We start from the raw sequence: 22,932 nt of genomic DNA on the forward strand, positions 1-22,932 counted from the left end.
TTAACTTAATGGCAGTGCTGTAGTTGCTAGGGATTTGGTTATAAATAACTTCCCACTATCCAAGCGCGTCATGCCGGCATCCAAGTAACATGGATGTGTAAGGCCTACAGTCATTCATGACATCGTCGTTCCGGCAATCCCTGCCGGAACGACGATGTTTTGCATGGGGGTTTCAATTCGGGAAGATATGCCAAACCAAACCCTAGGCTCTTTATTCAGCCTCTAATTATTCAACATCCTGGCAGCCAAAATGATATTCATAATCTGCCATGGCACGATTAATGACTTCATGCGCCTCTTCACGACCATATACGTTTGTGATTTCACAAATGTTTTTTTCGTGCGGAAGGTGTTTGTAGGTCAGAAAGTAATGCTTTAAACGATTGATATATGAGTCCGGGCAGTCGGAGACATCATTCCATTGACGGTAAAATTCATCACCTTTCATAACCGCAATGATTTTGTCATCAGCCTCTCCGCCATCTAACAAACGAAATCCCCCGATTGGGATGGCCTGTAACAGAATGTCGCCATGCGTCACGCTGCGTTCACTCAGGACGCAGATATCCAATGGATCGCCATCACCTTTGCTGACAGTTTTGCCGGACATGGTTTGTGCATATTCGGCAATTTTTTCAGCACAATAGGTACGGGGGATAAAGCCGTACAAGGTTGGAATCATGTTAGAAAACTTTTGTGGACGGTCTATTTTTAAGTAGCCACTGGCTTTGTCAATTTCGTATTTGACGGTGTCTGAAGGTACAATTTCGATAAATGCGGTGACAATTTCAGGCACATTGTCGCCGGGTGGAATGCCATGCCAGGGGTGTGCTTTATGTGCAATAATCATTTCAAAACGTGGTGGTGGAATTATGGTAAGCAATCTACCATGATTTCGTGACTAGTGGGGATGCGATTTTAAATCTGAAAACAAGCTCGATTGTATGAGCCTATGGCGGATGAATGTGGTTCCTGTCGTTATATTGGATATTGATGTTACACTTTTAGCATAACTTAAAGGTAAATTTATGCAGCTTGCAATCACTGTATTAGGTAATAAAACCGATGGATTTATCGCTGAAATGCTATCGGCGATCAGTGCTTGTCACTGTAGTGTTCTGGAGTTTCGCACTTCTAATCTGACTGAAATCACCTCGGCTTATGCTGTGATTGATGGCAACTGGAATCATGTGGCAAAACTAGAGGGCTTACTGGAAATTATGCGCACTCGGTTCCAGGTGCAAATCATTTTTTTCCGCCCACAGGAATCGCCTCCGGTTTCTATGCCCAATGAGGGGGTGCCATATACCCTGGAAACCATCTCAATGGAAAAAAAGGATTTGTTGTTTGCCCTGACCTCTTTTTTATTGGATCGCGGTATCTTTATCGACGAAATCAACGCTAATCTGCATCCTGCAATGTTGTTTGATAATCAGATTTTTTCTTCTCGATTTACCTTGTTGGTACCGCCGGATGTGAGGATTTTGTCGTTACGGGAGGAATTTATGGATTTCTGTGACAATCTGAATATTGACGCAATTCTTGAGCCTATTAAGCGATAATTTTATGACAACAATCACTATTGGTCAGTCCGTTCCTGATTTTCAATTGTCATCAACCGGTGACAAAACGCTTTCACTTGCAGATTTTAAAGGCAAAAAGCTGGTGTTGTATTTTTATCCCAAAGACAACACGCCTGGTTGCACATTGGAAGGTCAGGCTTTCAGAGATCATATTCAGCAATTTGACAGTTTAAATGCCACCGTTGTGGGTGTTTCCAGAGATAGTGTGAAGGTGCATGAAGGTTTTAAATGCAAGCAAAATTTTCCGTTCGATTTGCTCTCAGATCCGGATGAAACCTTGTGCCAGTTGTTTGATGTTATCAAAATGAAAAACATGTATGGCAAACAAGTACGCGGCATTGAGCGCAGTACATTTTTAATTGATGAAAATGCTGTGTTGATCCACGAATGGCGCAAAGTAAAAGTCAAAACCCATATTGAAGAGGTGCTGCAATTTTTACAGCAAATCTAAAAAACTGATTACTAACGTCCGCAGCAGTGTTTGAATTTTTTGCCACTGCCGCAAATACATGGCGAATTTCTGCCGGCTGATGAGCTAAGCTCAACTTTTCCAGTCGCTTTAATGACGCCGTCCAGGTAAAGCCAGTTTTGGCCTGTTTTTATAAACCGGCTGATTTCGTGCATAAAATAATCAATTCCATCCTGACGATAAAACGCTTTGAATTCTACGATGCCTTTATTGTCCTTGGCCCCGCCTTTTTTACTGCTGACGATTTGTAGCTTTTGCCATTCAGCCGTTTCTTTGGAAAAGTCTATGCTTGCAGGGCGGTTTTTCGGGTCCCATGTCGCCAGCAGATAATCGACATTTCGTTGTGTATAAGCAGTAAAGCGGGAACGCATCAGTTGCTCGGCAGTGGTAGGGCGCTGCACTTTGCTAAGCAAAAGGCCGCAACAGTTTTTATACGTTAGTTCGGAGCCGCAGGGGCAGGTGATGTTTTCATCAATTATTGTCATGCTAGGATTTTACAGAAATATGCCGGTGCGAAGTCAAATAACATCGGTATGATGTCAGTCTGTATTGATATTGCAACCCTTAGGAGGCTGTCGTGCGAATTTCTTTGAATACGCAAATTTTTCTCAGTGCAGTGCTGGGCATAGCGCTGGGTTTGCTGTTTGCGAAAATGGGGACGCAGACAAATGGAGTCAAGCAGGGTATTTATCTATGCAGTCTGCTGGGTACTTTGTTTATAGATTTACTAAAAATGGTGTTAGTGCCGCTGGTGTTTACCTCGATTGCGGTGGGCGTGGCTAATTTGCGGCAGCATAGTCAGTTACATCGCGTGTGGATTTCCACCTTGGGTTTTTTCATGCTCTCAATGGCCCTGGCTATCGTGTTGGCGCTGATTGCATCCAATTGGTTTCAGCCGGGTAAAGGGTTAAGTCTTGATTTATTTCAGGGGGCCAATCAAGACATCGCCGCTAAACAAATGAGTTTTGCCGAGTTCATCGCTGGTTTCTTGCATGGTTTATTTATCAATCCTTTTACTGCACTAGCTCAGAGTAATGTGTTGGCCATTGTGATGTTTGCCTTATTGTTAGGTATTGCGCTAGTGATGGGTGGCGATCGATATCGCAATATTCTGGTGCTGTTGCAGGAAGGGCTGGAATTGATGCTACGTATGGTCGGCTGGATTATGCGTCTGGCACCTTTGGGAATTTTAGCGCTGTTGGCACAGTTGCTGGCAAGCCAAAATATGGCGGTTTTAGGCAGTTTGGCTCAATTTGTGGCCGTGGTGCTGGGCACAACTTTGTTGCATGGTTTTGTGGTATTGCCGCTGCTGTTGTTTTTGATTGCTAAAGTGTCGCCGTTACGGTTTTTTAAAGGTGCGCGTGAGGCTTTGATTACCGCATTTGCGACCAGTTCTAGTTCGGCGACATTGCCGGTGACGCTGAGATGCGCGGAACAGCATTTACACGTCAATCCTAGTATTGCTGGTTTTGTAATTCCGCTAGGTGCAACGGCCAATATGGATGGCACTGCGTTGTACGAAGCATCTGCTGCTTTGTTTGTAGCCAATCTGGCGGGTATTGAGCTCGATTTGGGGCAGCAGCTAATTGTATTTTTTACCACTATGATGGCTGCTATTGGCGCGCCAGGTATTCCCAGTGCGGGAATGGTGACCATGGTCATGGTGCTGCAATCAGTGGGGTTGCCTGCCGAAGCGGTGGCGATATTACTGCCTATTGATCGCTTATTGGATACTTTTAGGACTATGGTCAATGTTGAAGGTGATATGGTCGGTAGTTTGATAGTGCAAAGACTGGTTAAAGAAAAATAGAGAGGCGTAGGGAATGGGAGTGTCAATAAACACCGCCCACGCCCTACATTCAACAGTAAAAATTAGCTATTCAGGTTTTTGATGATGTCCAGAACGGCCTGAGCATGCCCCTCATGGTTAACACCGTACATTGCATCAATTAACATGCCGTCTTTACCGATAATAAAAGTGGATCGGACGATTTTCCATTTTTTCACGCCTTCTTTTTCCACTTCTTGCCAGACGCCGTAACTTTCGCAAAGTTCGCCAGAGGTATCAGCTAGCAGCTGTACGTTGAGCCCATATTTGCTAATAAAATCTCGATGGCTGCCACAATCGTCCTTGCTGACGCCAATGATGATGGTATCCAATGCATCAAACTCCGCAGCCAGTGCAGTAAAATCGTTGGCTTCTATCGTACAACCTGGCGTGTCGTCTTTGGGGTAAAAGTATAACACTACATTTTTTTCGCCTTTGTAATCAGACAAATAGATCATCTTGTTGTCTTGATTGACAGAGCGAAAAAAAGGCGCTTCCTGGTCTTTTTCTAATACTTGTGACATGGGTTTCTCCAATTGAAAGTTGTTCATATAACAGTCAGCAATGTTGGTTTATTTTGTAGCTGACAACGGTAATCAGGCGCTGTGACTTCCTGCTTTTAATTTAGTAAGCAGGTCTTCATCGTAGCAGGATTAAAAGTAGTTTAAATTCAGCGACATCACCAGGGCTTAGGATAATCCGGCTAGAAGATCAATGCCAGGAAAAACATGTTTTGGGTTAAACAAAAAGTTGCGTAACCCTAGGTTTTAATAGCGCGTGAGACCCGAGATAATTGGATTCGTTAGCAATAGCCTGAGAGTTTGGCTGATTAAAGAAATAAGCCAGGTTTTCTTTGAAGGGATCATCTCAGTCGTTGGTAAGCAAAATAGCCGCCAATAGCTAACATCAACCAGCAAGCCACTAACGGTCCGACGACACCATCATAGCTGCTAACTAGATCAATATATTGCGAGCTAAAATCCGTGTTAAGTAATTTTTTGCTCATCTTAATTTGCCATACCCAACAGGTATGGCAGCCGATACATAGACCTAGGCTAGCTTTTGTCTGCGTTCTGAGCACGCCTAAAAAAATACCCACCATCAATAAGGCTAAAAATGCCGATATGATTTCGGTATTCCATAAATTACTAAAGGCTTCAGCCAGTAATTCAAAGCCACTCAATAATGTAATATCCTGTAGTGGTATATCGGTTTTGCTGCTAAAAAAATGTAGTCCGGCATAATAGGTTGAGCTGATGATAATGGCGGCCGCTGTGGATAACTTCTTGCTTAAACTGGTTAGCAATATGCCTCTAAATAGCGGTTCTTCAATCGATGAAATTAATAGTGCTATTAGCAGATTGATTATAATTTGTTTTGCTAAAAATTCTGTCGTCCATAATTGCTCTTCATCAATTACATTGACGCCGAGTATATACAAGACTATAAAAACAGGCATTAAGGTTACAAATCCTAGTAGAAAGCCTTGTAATAATTGCTTTAAAAACATAGGCCTTGGGGCAAAACCCAATTCGGTTTTATCGATTTTCAAATAAGCCATAGCTGGAAAAATGCTTAACACTAAAAATAGCTGTGCCAACCGGTTTATTATTTGTCGGAAAGATATAAGATCCCCTAAAAGCTGCACGATAAAATAACCCACGATACAGGCCAAGGAAAGTGCAGCTAGTAAAACAATCGAAGGCATACTTGTGTAGTAAAGATAGCGCGTCATCGATTTTTTCAAAATCATAAGAGATATCATAGAATTATTTTTTAAATAAGTAGGTTATTTAATTGAAGATTTAATGTGTTATATAAGGTGTAATTCATGAGAGAAGATCCATTATTAAAGATGAATTACAAATATTACAGGTTGAAATTAGCCAATAATTATAATTAATATCATTCAATTGTGAGTGCTATTTTCTCACTTTATCGAATCTGTGGCTGTTGCTAATCTAAATATTTTTTACAGCTTGGTTAAAAAGGCAAGTTTTTGAAAATCCCAGGACTGGATAGGCTAAAATGCCCAAATTGTAACTCTTAAAAACTTTTCTGCAATTTCCATAAATGTCAGAACTTGCTGACCCTGCAAAATTTTACCGTCATTACCTATGCTTCCTTTTTCGCCTCAAATGAGCAACACCACCCGCAAGACTAATACCTGGTTTGTGGTGTTTGCGTTTATAGTCTGCGCTTATATGTTGTTTGGTCGTCTTGGCGGATGGCCGCTTATTGCTCCGGATGAAGGGCGTAATGCTGAGGTGGCAAGGGAAATGAGCCAGTCTCACTCCTGGTTGGTGCCAACTTATGACGGCTTAACTTATCTAGATAAGCCGGCCTTTTACTTCAAAACCATCGCGCTGTCATTTTCATTATTTGGTGAATCTGAGGGCATTGCAAGGCTGTCATCTGCTTTGTTTGGCTTTTCATTGCTGGTGATGGTGTTCTTGTTTTGCCAGAGAATGTACGATCAGCGTACAGCAACTCTAGCGATACTGGTCATAGCTACAACGCCGCTTTTCATGGCATTTTCGCGGATAGTGATTTTTGATATGTCATTAGCCTTTTTTGTCTGTGCCAGCATATTGGCGTGTTTTTTGGCGGAGGAGTCTTCAGAAAAGCATAGGGCGGTTTGGTATCTGGCTGCTGCTGCAGCGGCCGGAATTGCCACACTGATTAAAGGTCCGGTGGGATTTATTGTTCCCACTCTGGTGATGGTGATTTTTAATGCTGTTGAGGGTCGCTTGACTGTAATGAAGCGTGCTTTCGCCGTGCGCAATTGGGTTGTTTTTTTCGCTATTGTGCTGCCGTGGTTTATCGGCTTGTCGTTGCTTCGCCCAGACTTTCCCTACTATGGCATTATGAGAGAGTCGGTTGCCCGTTTTACCACCACAGAATTCCATCGTACGGCACCTTTTTATTATTATGCCCCTATCATTGCCGGAACTTTTTTTGCCTGGAGTCTTTTGCTGCCTGAATCCATAGTGGCAGCCTGGCGGGGGAGAAAAGGCTGGTCGCGGACAGACCGACTATTTATTGTTTGGGCCGTCGTGGTGGTGATCTTTTTTTCTATTTCCCAGTCCAAATTGCCTGGTTACATTCTTACAGCTATCGTTGCATTGGGCGTCTTGACCGCCCGTATGTTTGCACTGGCTTTAAATAAAAGCACTGGGCGCGCGGCTCGAATTGTCTGGCATGGAACAATACCTTTGCTCGTGTTTAGTATGGTACTGGCTTGCTTGCTGGGTATGATTGCGTCCAATCCTGAAATACTGATTAGCAGGTTTCCGCGTAAGCAGGATCTTGTCGAACTGTTTATGCCAACTATTCTGCCTATGGCATTGTCGTTTGCGCTTGTTGCATTGCTTTCGGTAATTGCGCTATGGACTCGTAACACCAAACTGGTTTTTGTTGCTTTTATAAGTTTTCCGCTGCTATTAATCACCGTCAATTATGATCTGTTGGCGGTTTATGCCGAAAGCCGCTCTTCGCGTGAGTTAGCCGAACGCATTTCACCAACACTTGAGCCTACGACTGAGTTGGTCTGCCTGGAGTGCCTGCCGAATGGTCTGTCGTTTTATCTGAAGCGTTTCGTCACAGTAATAACCCGTAATGGTAGCGAACTAACCAGTAATTATGTGATATTTACACTAAATTCCGCTAAGCCCTGGCCACAAGGTGTGGTACCCATAGAACAATACCAGCAGTGGCTAATAGCCCGTACTCACCCCATCTATCTGATTGCTGAGAAAAACCATTTAGCACAACTTGAAGATATTGCACAGAAACAAGGTGCTGAAGTCGTTGACTTAAGTTCCAAATATTCGGCCGTTTTATTACCATTCCCAGCTGGGAAATAATATGTGTGGTATTTGTGGTTTAGTTGTTCCGAATGGACCGGTGATGGGGGATGCTGCTTCCTTACGAATTAATCAGATGGTCGATGCGTTAATGCATCGAGGCCCCGATGATACCGGCATAGACGGCGATCATTCGGCAGTATTCGGCATGACACGACTAGCCATTCGAGGATTAAGCGACGGCAAACAACCGATCATTGATCATGCAAGTGGTGTCATGGTGGCCTGCAATGGTGAAATTGACAATCATCTGGAGTTACGCGACTGGTTGCTTGAGCAGGGAAGAACTGTTACACAATCCACCGATGTTGCAGTGATTCCGGCTATGTATCTGGAGTTGGGTGATGCCTTTGTGGATCGTCTCAGAGGGGCTTTTGCCATTGCGATCTGGGATCCACGCGAGAACAAATTATTACTGGTTCGCGATCGGGCCGGTGAACGGCCACTGTTTTACTCGATCAACGACGGCAGCATAGCTTTTGCCTCGCTGATATCAGCATTGGTTTCGCCGGAGTCAAGTACCTTGAGCATCAACACAAATGCCATTCACAGTTACTTGCAATCCGGTTTTTTTGTCGCGCCTGAAAGCCCTTTTAAAGAAATTCAAAAAGTGTTGCCAGGTGAGATGGTAACGATAGACGGCGATGGTATTCAACGCAGACGATACTGGCGTTGGAATGCGTTACAAACTCATAAGCAGCCAGGTTCTTTGGATAAGTTCGACGAAATTTTTCGCGAGTCGGTACGTCAGCAAAGCGAGGTTGATGTCGATTTTGGCTTGTTTTTAAGTGGCGGCCTCGATTCTTCATTAATTACGGCCGTTACCCGCGATATTAGGCCGGACAAAACCCTGAAAGCCTATAGTCTTCGCTTCAGTGAAGCTTCTTATGACGAAGGTCATTTTGCCGAGCAAGTGGCCAACACCCTGGGTGTTGAATTTGTACCGGTCTGGGTGCGTCCGGAAGATTTTCCTCCAACGATCGCCAAACTGGTTAGGCAAGTTGGCGAGCCGTTGGCCGATCCGGCCTGGGTGCCAAGTGCTCTACTGGCCAGGCGTGCAGCTCAAGATGTGCGTGTTGCTCTGGTCGGAGAAGGCGCGGATGAGCTGTTTGCAGGCTATCCAACCTATTTTGGTGCTGAACTTGCCGGGTATTATGCGCGACTGCCCAATCCAGTCAGAGCATCGATCCGGCGTGCGGTAGAAAGTTGGCCGGCTAGTGATAAGAAAGTAACCATCAACTTTCTGCTTAAGCGGTTTATTCTGGGAGATGAGCTGGATTATCTGGGGCGTCATATTCTCTGGACGTCTTGTATTTCGCCAGCAACTTTGACTCGCCTTGGTGTAACACCGCCTTTGTCACCGCGGCCCAACTATTCAAAGGCCGAAATGCTGGATCGGCTTCAACAGCAGGATCTGGAGACATCACTGGCGGAGGGCTTGTTGACCAAAGCAGATCGTGCCAGTATGAAATCTGCATTAGAACTCCGTGCACCTTTTCTTGGTCAGGAAGTGATGGCATTCGCAGCTTCACTCCCCGAAAAGGAACGTATCCATCATTTTCAAACCAAAGTTTTTTTGAAACGCTATGCTTTACGCTACCTTCCTAAGGAAATTGTTCATCGCAAAAAACGTGGACTGTCAGTACCACTGAGCAGTTGGTTACGAGAGCCATTGTATGACTGGGCGAAATCGAGATTATCCTCGCCCTTGTTGGAGCGCGCGGGGGTTAATCGTTACGTGGCTGAGGAATTATTGCAAGAACACATGCAGCGAAAAGCGGATCATGCTCGAGCAATCTGGACGCTAATAGTTTTGAGCGAATGGCTGGAGTGGGTATCGGAAGCAGGGCTAGGTTAGTTCAAATGATTTTAGGGCACTTTACCTTAACTTATGCTGAGGTTTTTGCTGCGTCTTTGCACTAGAGTCCACTTTACTGTCAGGCTCAATAATAAGAAAGCAACAGCAGCAATACCTAGATATTGTGCGACCTGAGTAATATCGGCTTGTATGGCGCCTGCGCCAACTAGGGTTGCCGTTACGCCAAGCGGGAGAAAGCCTAAGGCGGTTCCGATCCAAAAATCACAGTGGCTAACCGTGCTTATTCCCAACAGAATGTCATTATAAAGACCGCTAATTGGCAATTGCCGCATGAATAGCACAGACCGCCAGCCACTGGCGTGAGTGGACTTAGACAGGGCGACAATCTTTGGGAATTTTTGCTGGACATACTCGCGACCAGTCCAACGAGCAAATATGAATGTGCCATAAGCGCCAAGTACTGTAGCAAAGTGACTCAAAACAAAACCCCAAGTAAAGCCGAATACTAATCCTGCCAATGAACATAACAGCAGACGAGGCATACCGATAACGGTAAGTAAGGCGGCTAACAAAACAAACACAGCTGGGGCTGCATAGCCCGTCAATGCAAGCCAGGATTTAATCTGATTGCTCTGGTTCAGTAGCTCTTTTATTGGCATGGAGTAGATTAAAAGACTACAGCCGATGACAGCGATAAATAGAGAGCCTATCGCAATTGTTTTGGAAAGCTTTTTTGTTAATTCAGCCATTAGTTGCCAGGAATATAATCAAACGTGTGTGATTCAGTGTATAGCGCGGAACAAAAAGACGTTTTCAATTTCATAAACCAAACGCCAATTTCAGCAGTAACTATTATAAGCATTATGGCGTAATTTTTTGAAAAGCAGCCAAAAAATAAAATTAACAGATACTAACTCTTTGTTTATAACAGAGATTGACAGCAATGTCTCACGCCGGATACCAAGGTTTAAAGGTTTACGCGATACAATGGATTGGCCTGTTAAGGAGTTGGTTACTAGATTGAATCTTACTGACAGCCAGGCTCAAAACAAAACAAATATTATATAGACAGCTACTTCGAACACTACCGACTATGGTGCTGATCGTTATTTAAAAGAATTGACTGTCCAAATCAATAAGCTAGTTTGATCAACAACAAAAATAGATAGCAAATCAATGACTCAGGAAGATCGAATTTTTCAAGACACAAATCGGGCAAAAGACTTTAGTTTCGATGAGCGGGTAGCCAGTGTGTTTGATGACATGATATCCAGAAGCGTACCTTTTTATAGCGAAGTTCAGCGAATACAATCGGATTTGATCGTTGAATTTTTGCCGGAAATTGACGGGGTGGTGTGTGATTTAGGCTGTTCAACAGGGACAACTATCGAACATATCTTGAAACATCCAAAATGTCCTAAAACCGCAAAGTTTATCGGCTTTGATAATTCATCCTCGATGCTGGATAAAGCATCTGCAAAATTATCACCTGCAGTTGCAGAAGACCGGGTCTCGCTGCAGATTGCCGATTTGAGTGATCTGCCGGTATTACCGGCCAGTAATGTGGTGATTTTGAACTGGACTTTGCAGTTCGTCCGTCCGATAGGCCGCGAACAGTTGCTTAAAAGTATTTACGATGCATTGTTACCGGGTGGCGTAGTCTTTTTATCGGAAAAGATTTTAAGTGACGATCCATCCTTGAATCGTATTTATATCGATCATTACCTGGACTTTAAAAAATCACAAAGCGGCTATACCGATACAGAAAACCAACGCAAACGTGAAGCACTAGAAAATGTGTTGGTTCCCTATAGACTCGATGAAAACTACCTTTTGTTGAACCGAGCTGGTTTTACCCGTATCGATACTTTTTTTCGCTGGTTTAACTTTGCTTGTCTGATTGCTATTAAGTAAATATTTAGTTGAAGTGATTGTCAGCCAGTTTATCAACAGGATTTTGAGCTAAAGCGAAGCTTATTAGTTAAATCCATTTTTCCTCAATTGCGCCATTTTGCCCGCAAAATACAGCAGTCGTCAGATTGGCGAAGATGCCATGCTCGACGATACCGGGAATGGCGTTGAGTGTGTCATTCAGGGATTTTCCGTCAACATCGGCAGCAAAAACGCTGTCCAACACCAGGCTGCCATGAGACGTTACAAACAAACCATCGCCGTTACTACGGAGTGTGCCCGTGCCGCCTAGGTTGGTCAGGCTTTGATTAACCAATTGCCAGGCAAACGGTATCACTTCGATTGGAATGGGGAAGTTTTGGCCGATACGCTGTACCTGTTTGCTTTCATCGATCAACACCCAAAATGCTTTACTGGCTTTAGCCAATAATTTTTCCCGCACCAAATCTGAGCCGCGACCTTTTAACAGTGTTAGATCAGGCGCGACCTCGTCGGCACCATCAACATACACATCAAGCTGGGCGATATGCTCCATACTACGCAGCTGCAAGCCTAATTGCAGGGCTTTGATACTGCTCACTATTGAGCTGGCAACTACCTCGATTTGCAAGCCTTCTTCTTGCTGGCGACGAGCAAGGGCTTCGATAAAATAATTTGCGGTGGAGCCGGTTCCCAAGCCCACTAACATACCGTTTTTGATCTGTTGGGCGGCGTGTTCTGCAACGCGTTGTTTGTCGTTCATGAGCGGCTCCGGTAGTAGGAAAGCTTATTCTTCCAGTTTGGTGAGTCGGCTTTCGAATGTTTTAATTTTTTGCAGCAGTTCAGGTAATTTAGCCAGTGCAGCCAGTTCGCGCCAGGCGACTTTTCTGTCTTTCGCAGGGCTACCCCAGACCTGCGTGCCTGGCGCTACATCCTGCGAAATACCGCTACGGGCCATGACTACTGCGCGGGTGCCGATTTTTATGTGATCGGCTACCCCAACACTGCCGGCCAGGACGGCGCCGTCTTCTATGGTACAGGAGCCGGATATGCCGGATTGGCCGCAAATAATGACGTGGCGACCAACGTTATTATTGTGGCCCAGCTGCACCAGATTGTCGATCTTGCTGCCCAGACCAATGCGGGTTGATCCTAAGGCGCCGCGATCGATGCAGGTATTGGCGCCGATTTCCACGTTGTCCTCGATCACCACATTACCGACATGCGGCACTTTGATGTGCTGGTTGTTGCGGAATTTATAACCAAACCCATCGGCACCAATAATGGCGCCGGAATGAATGATGACGTTGTTGCCGATCACGCAGTTGTCGTAAATCACCGCATTAGGATGAATCCGGCAGTTTTTGCCGATAACCACATGATTACCAATATGCACGCTGGCTTCGATAGTACTGCTGTCACCAACGCTGCTGTGCGGACCAATCGTGGTGAAGGGGCCAATATGGATGTCATCACCCAAAGTTGTGGTATCGGCTAACACGGCATGCGCCGAAACCTGTCTTTTTAATGGTGTTTCAGGATGCAAAGCTTTGACAGCATTCAAAAAACTGATTTCCGGATCTTTGCACAGCAATAAAGTCAAACCGGGGGGAATGTCATTATCCAGCAGTTGTTCAGAAATAAAGCAGGCTGAGGCTTGGCAGTCTTTTAGATGTTTTTTATATTTGCCATCACTCAGCACCGTGACCTGATGGCTTTGAGCCGTCATGATATCAGCAGCGGATTTAATTTCGACTGCAGGGTGTTCACCCTGAGGCTGGGCGTCGCAAAGTTGGGCAAGTTCCGTAATTAGCATGTTGTTTCCTATTTCCAGATTCCTATGATATTAGTAAAGTCGTCTGTCCAGGGTTTTAAGTCAAAAGTCAACGGCAATTTCTGCCAATGTCCAAGACGACTTTGTCGCAAACGCTCAAGACGTTGCGGGTCTTTGGCCATTACCACCCAATCGGTGGCAACCACCAAAGGGGCCGCTGCTTCCGGATTAAATTCCTGCAACAAGCCCGAAAGTTGCAAACTGTTGACATGATCGGCCAGGACTTTTTTCAGGGCTAAATGGCGGTTGGTGATATGAAACGCCAATAAACCGTCGTCTTTTAGTTTACTAAAGTATAGCTGCATGGCTTCACGTGTCAGCAAATGCGTGGGCACCGCATCCGAACTGAAAGCATCCATAATTAATAAATCAAAACTTTGATCGGGTTCTTTGATGAGCGACAAGCGGGCATCGCCAATAATCATGGCCGCCTGTTTGTTGCAACGCTCAAGATAATGAAACCAGGTCGGGTCTTGCGCTACTTTGACCACCAAGGGGTCGATTTCGTAAAAACGCCAGTCTTGTCCAGGTTTGTTATAGCAAGCCAGCGCGCCGGCGCCCAAGCCGACTGAGCCGATGCGCCAGTTTTGATTTTCGGCATCGAATTCGGCAAATAGCTGGCCGATAGGGCCGGGGCGGCTGTAATAGGTCAGTGGCGTGGTAATGTTAGCGGCAGTGAGACGCTCGGCGCCATGTTTGGTGGTGCCATGATAAAGTTCGTGTACTTTTTCCGGACGTTGGTTCTCATCGGCGATCACGGTTTCTCGTACCGATAATACGCCAAAAAAGCTGCGTTCCTGATAAAGCGTGCTGGATGCCAGGCTATGCAAGCCCAAGCTAAATATCAGTATGACTGCCGTTAACAAGCCTAGTCCTAAGGGGCTATTTCGCACCGAATAGGTCAGACCAGCCAGCAAAATCAATGCGCCGCCAATGATGTCCAGATAATCCCATAGGTTATCGCTACTGAGATAAATGCCCAGGCCGAGCAATAAAACCAGACCTGGAAATAGGGGTTGTAAAAACCAGCGACCATTGAAAAAGCCCGGACGCAGCAATAGAGCTGCGACTATCATGATCGGGTATTCGTACACCGCGTTGAATACAAACGGTGCGACAAAAGTATTGAATAAACCGCCCAGCATGCCGGCAAAGGACATGACCAAATAAAATCGCGTCAGATATCGTGGATGCGGACGATGTTTAGCCAGTTCGCCATGACAGACCATAATAGCCAGGAAAAACGCCAGACAGTGCAAGATTAAATCCAGCCAGTAAGGCAATACAGCTGGATTGATGAAAGAATAAGCAATAAATACCAGTAATACGGCCGGTTGCAGCGACACCATTAGCGGGTGTATGCGGTCGGCCCATTTGGAAAAAACCAAAATGAACGACAGCAAGTATATCGTCAGTGGCAGTATCCACAACAAAGGTACGGCGGCGATGTCGGTACTGATGTATTGGGTTAATCCCAGTAATAAGCTGGAGGGAACAAAAGCCAGTGCCATCCAGTGCAACTGTTGTTTCAGGCTAGGCGCTTCGATTTCGTCGGCTTGGTTGTCCCGCGAGTCGTCGGCATCAAACTCAGGCTGACTTCGCCAAAACGCTATCGCACAGACAATTATCAAAACGCACAGCAAGCCATAACCTACACTCCAGAACAAGCGTTGATTAACTAAGCCAATATTGGGTTCGAGCAAAAATGGATAACTTAACAGGGCTAACAGGCTGCCGGCATTACTGGCCGCATACAGATAATAAGGGTCGCCACTGCTGCGATGACCCAGTTGTGAGAACCATTTTTGCAGCAGCGGGGCAGTAGCCGATACGACAAAAAACGGTAGGCCTATAGCCAGAAATAAAGTCCAAATCAGCCAGAAGGTCGGGTTGCCTTCACTGGGCGGGTTAGCATCAAGCGGCAGTGCGACGGGCAGTGCAAATAGACTAAAGATCATCAATGCCGTATGTATTTGAATTTGCCGATGATTGCCGGAGCGAGTTGTTAGCCAATGGGCGTACAAATAGCCGCCGAATAACAAGGTTTGATAAAACACCATACAGGTGTTCCAAACTGCGGGGGTGCCGCCTAATAATGGCAACAATAGCTTGCCGAACATCGGTTGCAGCACAAACATCAGCATGGCACTAATGAACAAGGTGCCGGCAAATAATATAACCGGTGATATCAAAGGTTTTTTGGTAGATTGCAAAGGTGTGTTCATTATTATTATGATTATTTGTGGCTTAGCTAAAGCTAATTGAATCTAAGATTTTTTCCAGCGTCCGGCGACATATTCCAATGCCTCCTGAATATTCAAATCACGGGTACCGCCGCCAGTGCGGACGAAAAATTTGGGGGCATTGCCTTGCGTCAAAAATACGGGTCTTATCGCGGGAGAAATAATAACCCGGCAAACGTCTTTACTGTTAATGGCATGAAACAATATATGCACATTTGGGCAGAGATCGGTGCCTAAATTGTTGGAGATAGTCGTCATTAAGGCTTGTTCGAAACCATCCTGATCAGGTCTTTTCAAGGTTTGATAATCTTTTTCCAGGCCGATAACCTCGCCGTCATCCTGGACGCCAATCAACAAAGTGCCACCAATATGGCTGTTCATAAAACCAGCCAGGGTTTTTAGCACTACACCTTCCAGATTACGGTTGACGCGTTCCTCCTGCATATCCCAGCGCAAGGAAGACTTGAATTCTAATATCGGGCCTTCGCCTTGTCGAATAATGGAGGGTAAATCTTTGTCCAGCTCTGCTTTTAAGGCATCCAAATCCATCAGTCGACTGTGTAGCATCTTGTAAAGAATCAACGACAATAAACCCAATACCGCCCCGATTTCAGCGTAAAAAATGATAATGTTGTTTTGGTTGATTTGCCCTGTCATCACCTCTTTAAATTGCATGAATACAAATTCAATAGAAGACAGCGGATCAGCGTTACGTTCTCTGGAGCTGATATAGTCGTAACTAGGTGCCAGCAAAAAAATACCGATACCTGCGCCTACCCACGCTGCTAAAACGTAGAGCTTAAGTTGTTGTTTCCAGATGGCAATCAGTTGGAGGAGGAAGCGTTTCATGGGTAATGGGTAGGTAGTCGCATTATTTTCTCGATTGCCAATAATTTGGCTGTTTGCATAGGTACATGACAGCGATGATTTCTATCTTGGCCGAGATTTGTTTGAAAATGGGTAAGGAAAATGCAACAACCTACGCTTTCTAGCTTCTTTATCTAATTTTCGATAAAGAAACGGGTTGCAGTAAATGCGATTAACCACGTTATCTAGCACTGCAATAAAACGCTTTTGTATAATTACTTGTTGCGATGGATTAAACAAAATAGCTTGGTCTGTTCCTCTGTAGCGTGAGTAGGTAGCGCTGTTTCAATTCTGCAATAAATTTTTCCCCATCAATTAGTACTGCAGGATTGGCATCAATTTCTTTACAGCGTTTCTGTATCAGTTGTCGCCATGTTTCAGATACTGAAATGTCCTCTTCATAGTCCATACTGTCCAACAAAATTTCAGCGAGATATGCATTGGATGTTGGGTCGAGATTTAGGGCTTGTTCGGTAATGGTTTCTATATTCATCAATTACCTACCGTTTTGTGTGGGTTGGGGTTAGAGCATTTTTCAGTAGTATGTCAGCTCATCTCGGTTACGCGTAATTAACGATAATTCAGTGATTTATTTGATTCTTGTCAGCCAATAATCCGGTCGGCGTCTATGGTGTGCAAATGCTGTAATCAGGATATGGTCGGCTGATATTCTATAAAACACTGAATAAGGAAATCTATCGAGACTAATTCGACGAATTCCGCTAGGGTGAACAAGGCGATAAATTTCCGGTTTCTTTACTATCAGAACCATGGCTCGCTCGAATTCGTGGATTAGCGATGCTCCAAGGTTTAATTGCTGCTGTTCGTAAAATCTAATTGCCTCAAGATATTCGGTTTCCGCATCGACCAGGAAGCTATATTTCACCGCAATAAAGCACGTGCTTTTTTAGCAACCTCTTGACCTGGAATGGCTTGAGTCATTCCTAGGTCCAATTCTGCGGCTCGACGGGCCGACTCCTCGCCCCACAAAGTCTCGAATTCCGCATCTGATACTTCTTCCAAACTTAATAACAAACGTTTTGCCAATGCAGCCCTGTCCTGAATGGGTAGGGCGAAGACTTCGGATTCAAGTTGAGCGAGGTTCATGGTTTGTACTCCAATGTTGTTGGGTTACGCTAGCGTTAACCCTGCCTACATGTCAATCCAAATTATCCGTCACAGCACCTTTAGAAGCCGAACTCACTAGCTTGGCATATTTAGCCAACACGCCACGGGTATAACGTGGTGCAGGTTGCTGCCATTTTTCCAGGCGGCGGGTAATTTCGTGCTGATTGACGTGCAAGGTTAATTGTTTGGTTTCGGCGTCGATAGTGATTTCGTCTCCGTTTTGCACAACCGCTAACGCACCACCAACATGGGCTTCGGGTGAAATGTGACCAACCACGAATCCGTGTGTGCCGCCGGAGAAACGGCCATCGGTGATCAATGCCACCTCTTTGCCCAGACCTTTACCCATAATGGCGGAGGTAGGAGAGAGCATCTCGCGCATGCCGGGGCCGCCTTTGGGGCCTTCGTAGCGGATCACGATGACATCGCCTTTGACGATGCTGCCGTCCAAAATCGCTTTCAGAGCTTGTTCTTCGGCGTCAAAGACTTTGGCTTTGCCGGTAAATACCAAGCCTTCCTTGCCGGTGATCTTGGCGACTGAGCCTTCTGTAGCCAGATTGCCGTATAAAATCGCCAAGTGGCTGTCTTTTTTGATCGGATTGCTCAGCGGATGGATGATGTCCTGGTCGGCTGGGTAAGCTTGGACATCAGCCAAATTTTCGGCCAGCGTTTTACCGGTAACGGTCAGGCAGTCGCCGTGCAGTAGACCGATGTTCAACAATACTTTCATCAATGGCTGGATGCCGCCGATTTCGACCAGTTCCGCCATTGAATATTTGCCGCTAGGTTTCAGGTCGGCCAGCATGGGCACTTTTTCGCCGATGCGGGTAAAGTCGTCCAGGCTCAGGTCGACGCCGGTAGCGTTGGCCATCGCCAGCAAATGTAACACGGCATTGGTCGAGCCGCCGAGGGCGATGATTACGGTTATGGCATTTTCAAACGCCGGCTTGGTCATGATGTCGCGTGGCTTGATGTCATTTTTCAATAACTCCAACACAGCAGCTCCCGCGCGTTCACAGTCCAGACGTTTGTCTTTGGAAATTGCGGTTTGCGCGGAACTGTTAGGCAAGCTCATGCCCATGGCTTCGATAGCAGAAGCCATGGTGTTGGCGGTATACATGCCGCCGCAAGAACCGGCGCCGGGAATGGCTTTGGCTTCGATTGCTGCCAGTTCGGCATCATCGATTTTGTTGTTGGCACGGGCACCAACGGCTTCAAACACCGAAACTACGTCCAGTTTTTTATTGTTATGACAACCAGACAAAATGGTGCCGCCGTAAACGAATATCGCTGGACGATTCAATCTGGACAAGGCAATCATGCAGCCTGGCATATTCTTATCACAACCGCCGATAGCGACAACGCCGTCGAAACCTTGGCAACCGACTACGGTTTCGATGGAGTCGGCAATCACTTCCCGCGATACCAGCGAGTACTTCATGCCTTCTGTACCCATCGAGATGCCATCAGAGATGGTGATGGTATTGAAGATCACCGCTTTACCATTGGCGTTATCGACACCGCGTGCCGCATCGTCCGCTAGATGATTGATATGCATGTTGCACGGCGTGACCATGCTCCAGGTCGAGGCAATGCCGATTTGGGGTTTTTTGAAGTCTTCGTTTTTAAAGCCCACGGCATGCAGCATGGCGCGACTCGGAGCGCGTTCCATGCCGTCGACAACGAGTGAGGAAAAATGGCGAGTTTTATCGTTTGATTGGGACATGGGTTATGTTTCCAAAAATTATAATGGGCTATAGAAGAAAGCAGGATGGGTTTTCTTTAAAAAGTGTCCCAAGTACTGGTGCGTCGGCGCCAGCTAAGTTTAGGTAGGAGAAAACCGAGTAGCACGCCTAGTAGGGCTAGGCTGCCTCCGTATACGAACCAGTCTTGATTGGTGTTGTCAGTGAGGGCCTGATTTTCCCGCTTCAAATGTTCTAACTCTCTTTCTGCACTAATCACGCGTTCTTGTAGTTGATCACGTTCTTGTTTGAGTTGAATTGCATTAGTCGAGGTATGTTTTAATTCGCTCAGTTCAGTGCTGAGGCTGTCTCGTTCTTTGATGGCGTTTTCGCCATTGCCGGCGGATTCTTTCAGTCGTTGATTCTCTTCTTGTAGTGTTGCCAATTTAGCATTAACCGCCTCCAGTTGTGTGCGACTAATGGGGGTGCTGCTTAGATAGCGAGTCAGAATGAAACCTTCCGCACCATTCTCGGCTCGCACATAGGTATAGCCATTTTCTGTATTATCACCCAGTAGGGTGAGCGCCATCCCATTTGGGAGCATTTTGACAATTTTGCTGCGTTCACTTTCGCTGCTGCGCAACGGTAAATCTACGCTATCGGTTACATAAGCGGTTCTGGCTTGTACAACTGAGCTACTAGCGAGTAAAACAAGAATACTGACGATGACTTTATTCACGATGTTAATCTTATCGGCTGACTTAAAATAAAAGATTCTAGCGAAATTATTGGCAGATGAGAAACTCTAGCAGGGCTTTTTGTGCGTGGAGACGATTTTCTGCTTCCGTAAACACGACACTTTGTGGACCATCCATAACATCAGCAGTCACTTCTTCGCCTCTGTGTGCAGGCAGGCAATGCATGAATAAAGCATCTGGATTGGCTGCTTGCATGACTGTTGAGTTTACTTGAAAGTCTTTAAAGACACATTCACGCTTTTTTTGTTCTTCTTCCTGGCCCATGCTGGCCCAGACATCGGTGACGATTAAGTCAGCATTTTTGGCGGCAAGCTCCGGCGTGTTAAAAAATGCCACTCTATTGGACGCTGGATCAACAATGCTTTGCAGTGGTCGGTAATCAAATGGACAGGCGATGTTCAATTTAAAATCAAATTGGCGAGCGGCATTGATATAAGAGTGGCACATATTATTGCCATCGCCGATCCAGGCTACCGTTTTGCCGGCAATGTCGCCCCGTAATTCGAAATAGGTTTGCATGTCTGCCAGTAATTGGCAGGGATGTAATAAATCAGTCAAACCGTTGATGACCGGTACCCTGGAATAACGAGAAAACGTAGTGACGGTTTCATGTTCATGCGTGCGCAGCATAATACAATCAACCATGCTGGAAATGACTTTAGCGCTGTCTTCCAGGGGTTCGCCTCGACCAAGCTGAGTATCACGTGGCGACAAAAATATTGCGCTGCCACCAAACTGCACCATACCCGCTTCAAAAGAAATCCGTGTGCGCGTGGATGATTTTTCAAACACCATTGCTAGTACTTTGCCTTTCAGGGGCTGAAAGTCGGCGTTTCTATGGGTTTTAAGTTCAATTGCCCGATGAATGAGCTTGCGCAATTCGCTGCTGCTGAGGTCTAGCAGGCTGGTGAAGTGTCTGGGTTGCATAAAATTCTAATGGGTGTGTGCTTGTATAAGTGCAGATAATGTTTCGCTTAAAAGCAAAATTTGTTCGTCATTGATCAGCAGTGGCGGTAATAAGCGAATGGTGTTGTCAGCAGTGACATTGATTAGCAGGCCTTTTTCCAGGGCCTTACCGACCAACTCGCTACAGGGTGTGCTCAGTTCGATTCCTATCATCAGGCCTTGATGACGAATGGAAACAATTTGTTGATTGCCGCTGGTGTTCTGGGTAATGGCATCACAAATACGTTTGCCTTTATCGTTCGCCTCAGTAATTAGATTTGTGCTGGTTAAGGTGTCGATAACTGCCAGTGCCGCGCTGCAGGCCAACGGGTTGCCGCCAAAGGTAGAGCCATGATTACCGGCTGTTAAAATAGCGGCCGCTTTTCCGCGGGCCATACAGGCTCCGATCGGTAAGCCGTTGCCCAAGGCTTTGGCCAGGGTACAAACATCCGGCAAAATCTCGTTATGCTGATAAGCCAGGAACCGACCGGTGCGACCAATACCGGTTTGAATTTCATCCAGCATCATGAGTAATTTATGTTCGTCGCATAGGGCACGAATCTGGTTTAAATAGTTTGCATCAGGAATGTTGACGCCGCCTTCACCTTGAATAGGCTCAACCAAAATGGCGACAATGTTTTTGTCTGCCGCAATGGCTTTACTGATGGCCGCTATATCGTTATAGGGTACATGTATAAAACCCGGCAAAAGTGGTGCAAAGCCTTGTTTAACTTTGATGTTGCCGGTTGCACTAAGGGCTCCCATGGTGCGTCCATGAAAACTTTTATCCATGGTAATAATGACAGGCTGATCTAAGCCTTTTTCATGCCCATATTTGCGAGCAATTTTGATGGCCGCTTCATTAGCCTCAGTACCGGAATTGCAAAAAAACACATTGTCCATCCCACTAAGATGACAGAGCTTATCAGCCAATTCTTCCTGTAATTTGACGCCGTATAAGTTGGATGTGTGAATGAGTTTTTGGCTTTGCAGGCAAATAGCTTCATGCACAGCAGGATGGGCGTGACCGAGATTACATACTGCAATACCCGATAAAGCATCCAGATAGCGTTTGCCTTGGCTATCCCAAAGCCACGCGCCTTCACCGCGTTCAAAAGTCACTGTCTGGCGAGCATAAGTGGGCATGATGTGGCTGGTCATTGGAATCTATAAATTTATTAATGAAGGAAGGGCAGTGTTTAAAAAAAAGCCGCGATTATATTTTTTTGAGACATCAGAAGCAATACATTGTTGTGGTTGGGTGCGGTAAATGGTCGCAGTTTTGGCAAGCAAGAAGTATTTTTCACCTTAACTGTGATAATGTAACTATAAGAAAAATTGGCATTATTTAAAAAATCTGAACTTAAATTGAAGGTGCATGGTTGCTTTTAATTTAAGTTGAAATTTTATAGGAGCACTATGTTACAACGAATTTTAGAAAATAGAACCAGTGACGACAGCGACATTGTTATGTCAAGACGTCGATTTGTGGGCCACCTAGTCTGCGGGTCATTATTGACTTTAGGCAGCCCTGTGATTGCAGAGGCCGCAAAAGCTCGCTTTCCTATACATAAAACACTGGCGTTCGACAATCTAAATACCGGCGATAAACTCAAGCTGACATATTATGAAAAAGGCCGTTATATCAGTTCCGCATTGCGTGAGATTGACTACTTGTTAAGAGATTATCGTACCGGGGACGTGCATCGGATTGATCCTGCTTTGCTGGATCAATTGCACGAGCTGAAAATGATAATGGGGGTGAATCGGCCGTTTGAGATTATTAGTGGTTACCGTTCACCTCACACGAACGCCAAGCTGCGTAATCACAGCTCCGGGGTCGCTAATAACAGTTTGCATATGCAGGGCAGGGCGATTGATATTCGTTTGGAAGGTCTTGACACCCGTCATTTGCGTAACGCTGCACTTTCTATGCATCGCGGCGGCGTAGGCTATTATGCAAAATCCGATTTTGTGCATCTTGATACCGGCAATTTTAGAACCTGGTAAGTGTCTTTAT

General features: G+C 45.5%; 23 protein-coding genes. 7 read left to right on the forward strand and 16 right to left on the reverse strand.

The window, feature by feature from the left end; all coding sequences use genetic code 11:
• Positions 1 to 226: 226 nt before the first annotated feature.
• Complete coding sequence (locus A1359_RS19605; RefSeq protein WP_066987470.1) at positions 227 to 850, reverse strand: inorganic pyrophosphatase; 624 nt, start codon at positions 848 to 850, stop codon at positions 227 to 229.
• A 178-nt stretch (positions 851 to 1,028) separates the two neighbouring features.
• Here A1359_RS19605 and A1359_RS19610 point away from each other — a divergent pair, with 178 nt between their 5' ends.
• Both A1359_RS19610 and A1359_RS19615 read left to right on the forward strand, forming a co-directional pair.
• Complete coding sequence (locus tag A1359_RS19610) at positions 1,029 to 1,562, forward strand: glycine cleavage system protein R (RefSeq protein WP_066987473.1); 534 nt, start codon at positions 1,029 to 1,031, stop codon at positions 1,560 to 1,562.
• 4 nt (positions 1,563 to 1,566) lie between these two features.
• Positions 1,567 to 2,034 carry a peroxiredoxin gene (locus tag A1359_RS19615; protein WP_066987476.1) on the forward strand — a complete coding sequence of 156 codons (468 nt, stop codon included), beginning with the start codon at positions 1,567 to 1,569 and terminating at the stop codon, positions 2,032 to 2,034.
• Positions 2,035 to 2,045: 11 nt separating this feature from the next.
• Here A1359_RS19615 and A1359_RS19620 read toward each other — a convergent pair whose 3' ends face one another.
• Positions 2,046 to 2,537: a YchJ family protein gene (locus A1359_RS19620; protein ID WP_066987479.1), complete on the reverse strand. Its 492-nt coding sequence runs from the start codon at positions 2,535 to 2,537 to the stop codon at positions 2,046 to 2,048.
• A 92-nt stretch (positions 2,538 to 2,629) separates the two neighbouring features.
• Between A1359_RS19620 and A1359_RS19625 the strand changes: the two genes are divergently transcribed.
• Positions 2,630 to 3,862 carry a dicarboxylate/amino acid:cation symporter gene (locus A1359_RS19625; protein ID WP_066987481.1) on the forward strand — a complete coding sequence of 411 codons (1,233 nt, stop codon included), beginning with the start codon at positions 2,630 to 2,632 and terminating at the stop codon, positions 3,860 to 3,862.
• Between the two features lie 62 nt (positions 3,863 to 3,924).
• Here the strand turns inward: A1359_RS19625 and A1359_RS19630 are convergent, their stop codons facing one another.
• Both A1359_RS19630 and A1359_RS19635 read right to left on the reverse strand, forming a co-directional pair.
• Complete coding sequence (locus A1359_RS19630; protein ID WP_066987484.1) at positions 3,925 to 4,404, reverse strand: peroxiredoxin; 480 nt, start codon at positions 4,402 to 4,404, stop codon at positions 3,925 to 3,927.
• A 338-nt stretch (positions 4,405 to 4,742) separates the two neighbouring features.
• Entirely contained in the window at positions 4,743 to 5,441 is a 699-nt protein-coding gene (locus tag A1359_RS19635; protein ID WP_232322397.1) for a CPBP family intramembrane glutamic endopeptidase, read from the reverse strand.
• 577 nt (positions 5,442 to 6,018) lie between these two features.
• Here A1359_RS19635 and A1359_RS19640 point away from each other — a divergent pair.
• Both A1359_RS19640 and asnB read left to right on the forward strand, forming a co-directional pair.
• The gene (locus A1359_RS19640) at positions 6,019 to 7,746 is read left to right on the forward strand and encodes a glycosyltransferase family 39 protein (protein WP_232322399.1); all 1,728 of its coding nucleotides are present in this window, start codon (positions 6,019 to 6,021) and stop codon (positions 7,744 to 7,746) included.
• Position 7,747: 1 nt separating this feature from the next.
• Positions 7,748 to 9,604 (forward strand): asparagine synthase (glutamine-hydrolyzing), encoded by a 1,857-nt coding sequence (gene asnB, locus A1359_RS19645; protein WP_066987491.1) that lies wholly within the window; start codon positions 7,748 to 7,750, stop codon positions 9,602 to 9,604.
• A 26-nt stretch (positions 9,605 to 9,630) separates the two neighbouring features.
• On the opposite strand, the gene A1359_RS19650 is transcribed toward asnB, so the two are convergent.
• A complete protein-coding gene (locus A1359_RS19650) occupies positions 9,631 to 10,314 on the reverse strand; it encodes a TVP38/TMEM64 family protein (RefSeq protein ID WP_066987493.1) in 684 nt (227 codons plus the stop codon).
• Positions 10,315 to 10,741: 427 nt separating this feature from the next.
• Here A1359_RS19650 and cmoA point away from each other — a divergent pair, with 427 nt between their 5' ends.
• Entirely contained in the window at positions 10,742 to 11,479 is a 738-nt protein-coding gene (gene cmoA / locus A1359_RS19655) for a carboxy-S-adenosyl-L-methionine synthase CmoA (protein ID WP_066987496.1), read from the forward strand.
• Positions 11,480 to 11,546: 67 nt separating this feature from the next.
• Here cmoA and rpiA read toward each other — a convergent pair whose 3' ends face one another.
• The 11 genes from rpiA to A1359_RS19705 all read right to left on the reverse strand — a co-directional run bounded on the left by rpiA (position 11,547) and on the right by A1359_RS19705 (position 22,073).
• A complete protein-coding gene (gene rpiA, locus A1359_RS19660; protein WP_066987499.1) occupies positions 11,547 to 12,218 on the reverse strand; it encodes a ribose-5-phosphate isomerase RpiA in 672 nt (223 codons plus the stop codon).
• A gap of 24 nt (positions 12,219 to 12,242) precedes the next feature.
• The gene (lpxD, locus tag A1359_RS19665) at positions 12,243 to 13,271 is read right to left on the reverse strand and encodes a UDP-3-O-(3-hydroxymyristoyl)glucosamine N-acyltransferase (protein ID WP_066987502.1); all 1,029 of its coding nucleotides are present in this window, start codon (positions 13,269 to 13,271) and stop codon (positions 12,243 to 12,245) included.
• An 8-nt stretch (positions 13,272 to 13,279) separates the two neighbouring features.
• Positions 13,280 to 15,514 carry a fused MFS/spermidine synthase gene (locus tag A1359_RS19670; RefSeq protein ID WP_066987506.1) on the reverse strand — a complete coding sequence of 745 codons (2,235 nt, stop codon included), beginning with the start codon at positions 15,512 to 15,514 and terminating at the stop codon, positions 13,280 to 13,282.
• A gap of 42 nt (positions 15,515 to 15,556) precedes the next feature.
• Positions 15,557 to 16,381, reverse strand: coding sequence for an AlbA family DNA-binding domain-containing protein (locus A1359_RS19675; protein ID WP_066987509.1), 825 nt, complete (start codon positions 16,379 to 16,381; stop codon positions 15,557 to 15,559).
• Between the two features lie 250 nt (positions 16,382 to 16,631).
• Positions 16,632 to 16,892, reverse strand: coding sequence for an addiction module protein (locus A1359_RS19680; RefSeq protein ID WP_066987512.1), 261 nt, complete (start codon positions 16,890 to 16,892; stop codon positions 16,632 to 16,634).
• Positions 16,893 to 16,988: 96 nt separating this feature from the next.
• Complete coding sequence (locus A1359_RS23750; protein WP_408606567.1) at positions 16,989 to 17,285, reverse strand: type II toxin-antitoxin system RelE/ParE family toxin; 297 nt, start codon at positions 17,283 to 17,285, stop codon at positions 16,989 to 16,991.
• Complete coding sequence (locus tag A1359_RS19685; protein WP_066987532.1) at positions 17,282 to 17,506, reverse strand: addiction module protein; 225 nt, start codon at positions 17,504 to 17,506, stop codon at positions 17,282 to 17,284. Before A1359_RS19685 ends, A1359_RS23750 begins: the two co-directional genes overlap by 4 nt.
• Positions 17,507 to 17,558: 52 nt before the next feature.
• Positions 17,559 to 19,253, reverse strand: a complete 1,695-nt coding sequence (ilvD, locus tag A1359_RS19690) for a dihydroxy-acid dehydratase (RefSeq protein ID WP_066987537.1) — start codon at positions 19,251 to 19,253, stop codon at positions 17,559 to 17,561.
• Positions 19,254 to 19,309: 56 nt separating this feature from the next.
• Entirely contained in the window at positions 19,310 to 19,948 is a 639-nt protein-coding gene (locus A1359_RS19695) for a TIGR04211 family SH3 domain-containing protein (protein ID WP_066987540.1), read from the reverse strand.
• 46 nt (positions 19,949 to 19,994) lie between these two features.
• A complete protein-coding gene (argF, locus tag A1359_RS19700; protein WP_066987543.1) occupies positions 19,995 to 20,894 on the reverse strand; it encodes an ornithine carbamoyltransferase in 900 nt (299 codons plus the stop codon).
• Positions 20,895 to 20,900: 6 nt separating this feature from the next.
• Entirely contained in the window at positions 20,901 to 22,073 is a 1,173-nt protein-coding gene (locus A1359_RS19705) for an acetylornithine transaminase (protein ID WP_066987546.1), read from the reverse strand.
• 258 nt (positions 22,074 to 22,331) lie between these two features.
• Between A1359_RS19705 and A1359_RS19710 the strand changes: the two genes are divergently transcribed.
• Positions 22,332 to 22,922, forward strand: a complete 591-nt coding sequence (locus A1359_RS19710; RefSeq protein WP_066987549.1) for a YcbK family protein — start codon at positions 22,332 to 22,334, stop codon at positions 22,920 to 22,922.
• Positions 22,923 to 22,932: the final 10 nt, after the last annotated feature.

The sequence above is a fragment of the Methylomonas lenta genome (assembly GCF_001644015.1).
GTDB lineage: Bacteria > Pseudomonadota > Gammaproteobacteria > Methylococcales > Methylomonadaceae > Methylomonas > Methylomonas lenta.

Coding starts and splice junctions, on each gene's coding strand:
- A1359_RS19605 (WP_066987470.1), bottom strand. CDS start 850: ATGATTATTGCACATAAAGCACACCCCTGGCATGGCATTCCACCCGGC.
- A1359_RS19610 (WP_066987473.1), top strand. CDS start 1,029: ATGCAGCTTGCAATCACTGTATTAGGTAATAAAACCGATGGATTTATC.
- A1359_RS19615 (WP_066987476.1), top strand. CDS start 1,567: ATGACAACAATCACTATTGGTCAGTCCGTTCCTGATTTTCAATTGTCA.
- A1359_RS19620 (WP_066987479.1), bottom strand. CDS start 2,537: ATGACAATAATTGATGAAAACATCACCTGCCCCTGCGGCTCCGAACTA.
- A1359_RS19630 (WP_066987484.1), bottom strand. CDS start 4,404: ATGTCACAAGTATTAGAAAAAGACCAGGAAGCGCCTTTTTTTCGCTCT.
- A1359_RS19635 (WP_232322397.1), bottom strand. CDS start 5,441: ATGGCTTATTTGAAAATCGATAAAACCGAATTGGGTTTTGCCCCAAGG.
- A1359_RS19640 (WP_232322399.1), top strand. CDS start 6,019: ATGAGCAACACCACCCGCAAGACTAATACCTGGTTTGTGGTGTTTGCG.
- asnB (WP_066987491.1), top strand. CDS start 7,748: ATGTGTGGTATTTGTGGTTTAGTTGTTCCGAATGGACCGGTGATGGGG.
- A1359_RS19650 (WP_066987493.1), bottom strand. CDS start 10,314: ATGGCTGAATTAACAAAAAAGCTTTCCAAAACAATTGCGATAGGCTCT.
- cmoA (WP_066987496.1), top strand. CDS start 10,742: ATGACTCAGGAAGATCGAATTTTTCAAGACACAAATCGGGCAAAAGAC.
- rpiA (WP_066987499.1), bottom strand. CDS start 12,218: ATGAACGACAAACAACGCGTTGCAGAACACGCCGCCCAACAGATCAAA.
- lpxD (WP_066987502.1), bottom strand. CDS start 13,271: ATGCTAATTACGGAACTTGCCCAACTTTGCGACGCCCAGCCTCAGGGT.
- A1359_RS19670 (WP_066987506.1), bottom strand. CDS start 15,514: ATGAACACACCTTTGCAATCTACCAAAAAACCTTTGATATCACCGGTT.
- A1359_RS19675 (WP_066987509.1), bottom strand. CDS start 16,381: ATGAAACGCTTCCTCCTCCAACTGATTGCCATCTGGAAACAACAACTT.
- A1359_RS19680 (WP_066987512.1), bottom strand. CDS start 16,892: ATGAATATAGAAACCATTACCGAACAAGCCCTAAATCTCGACCCAACA.
- A1359_RS19685 (WP_066987532.1), bottom strand. CDS start 17,506: ATGAACCTCGCTCAACTTGAATCCGAAGTCTTCGCCCTACCCATTCAG.
- ilvD (WP_066987537.1), bottom strand. CDS start 19,253: ATGTCCCAATCAAACGATAAAACTCGCCATTTTTCCTCACTCGTTGTC.
- argF (WP_066987543.1), bottom strand. CDS start 20,894: ATGCAACCCAGACACTTCACCAGCCTGCTAGACCTCAGCAGCAGCGAA.
- A1359_RS19705 (WP_066987546.1), bottom strand. CDS start 22,073: ATGACCAGCCACATCATGCCCACTTATGCTCGCCAGACAGTGACTTTT.
- A1359_RS19710 (WP_066987549.1), top strand. CDS start 22,332: ATGTTACAACGAATTTTAGAAAATAGAACCAGTGACGACAGCGACATT.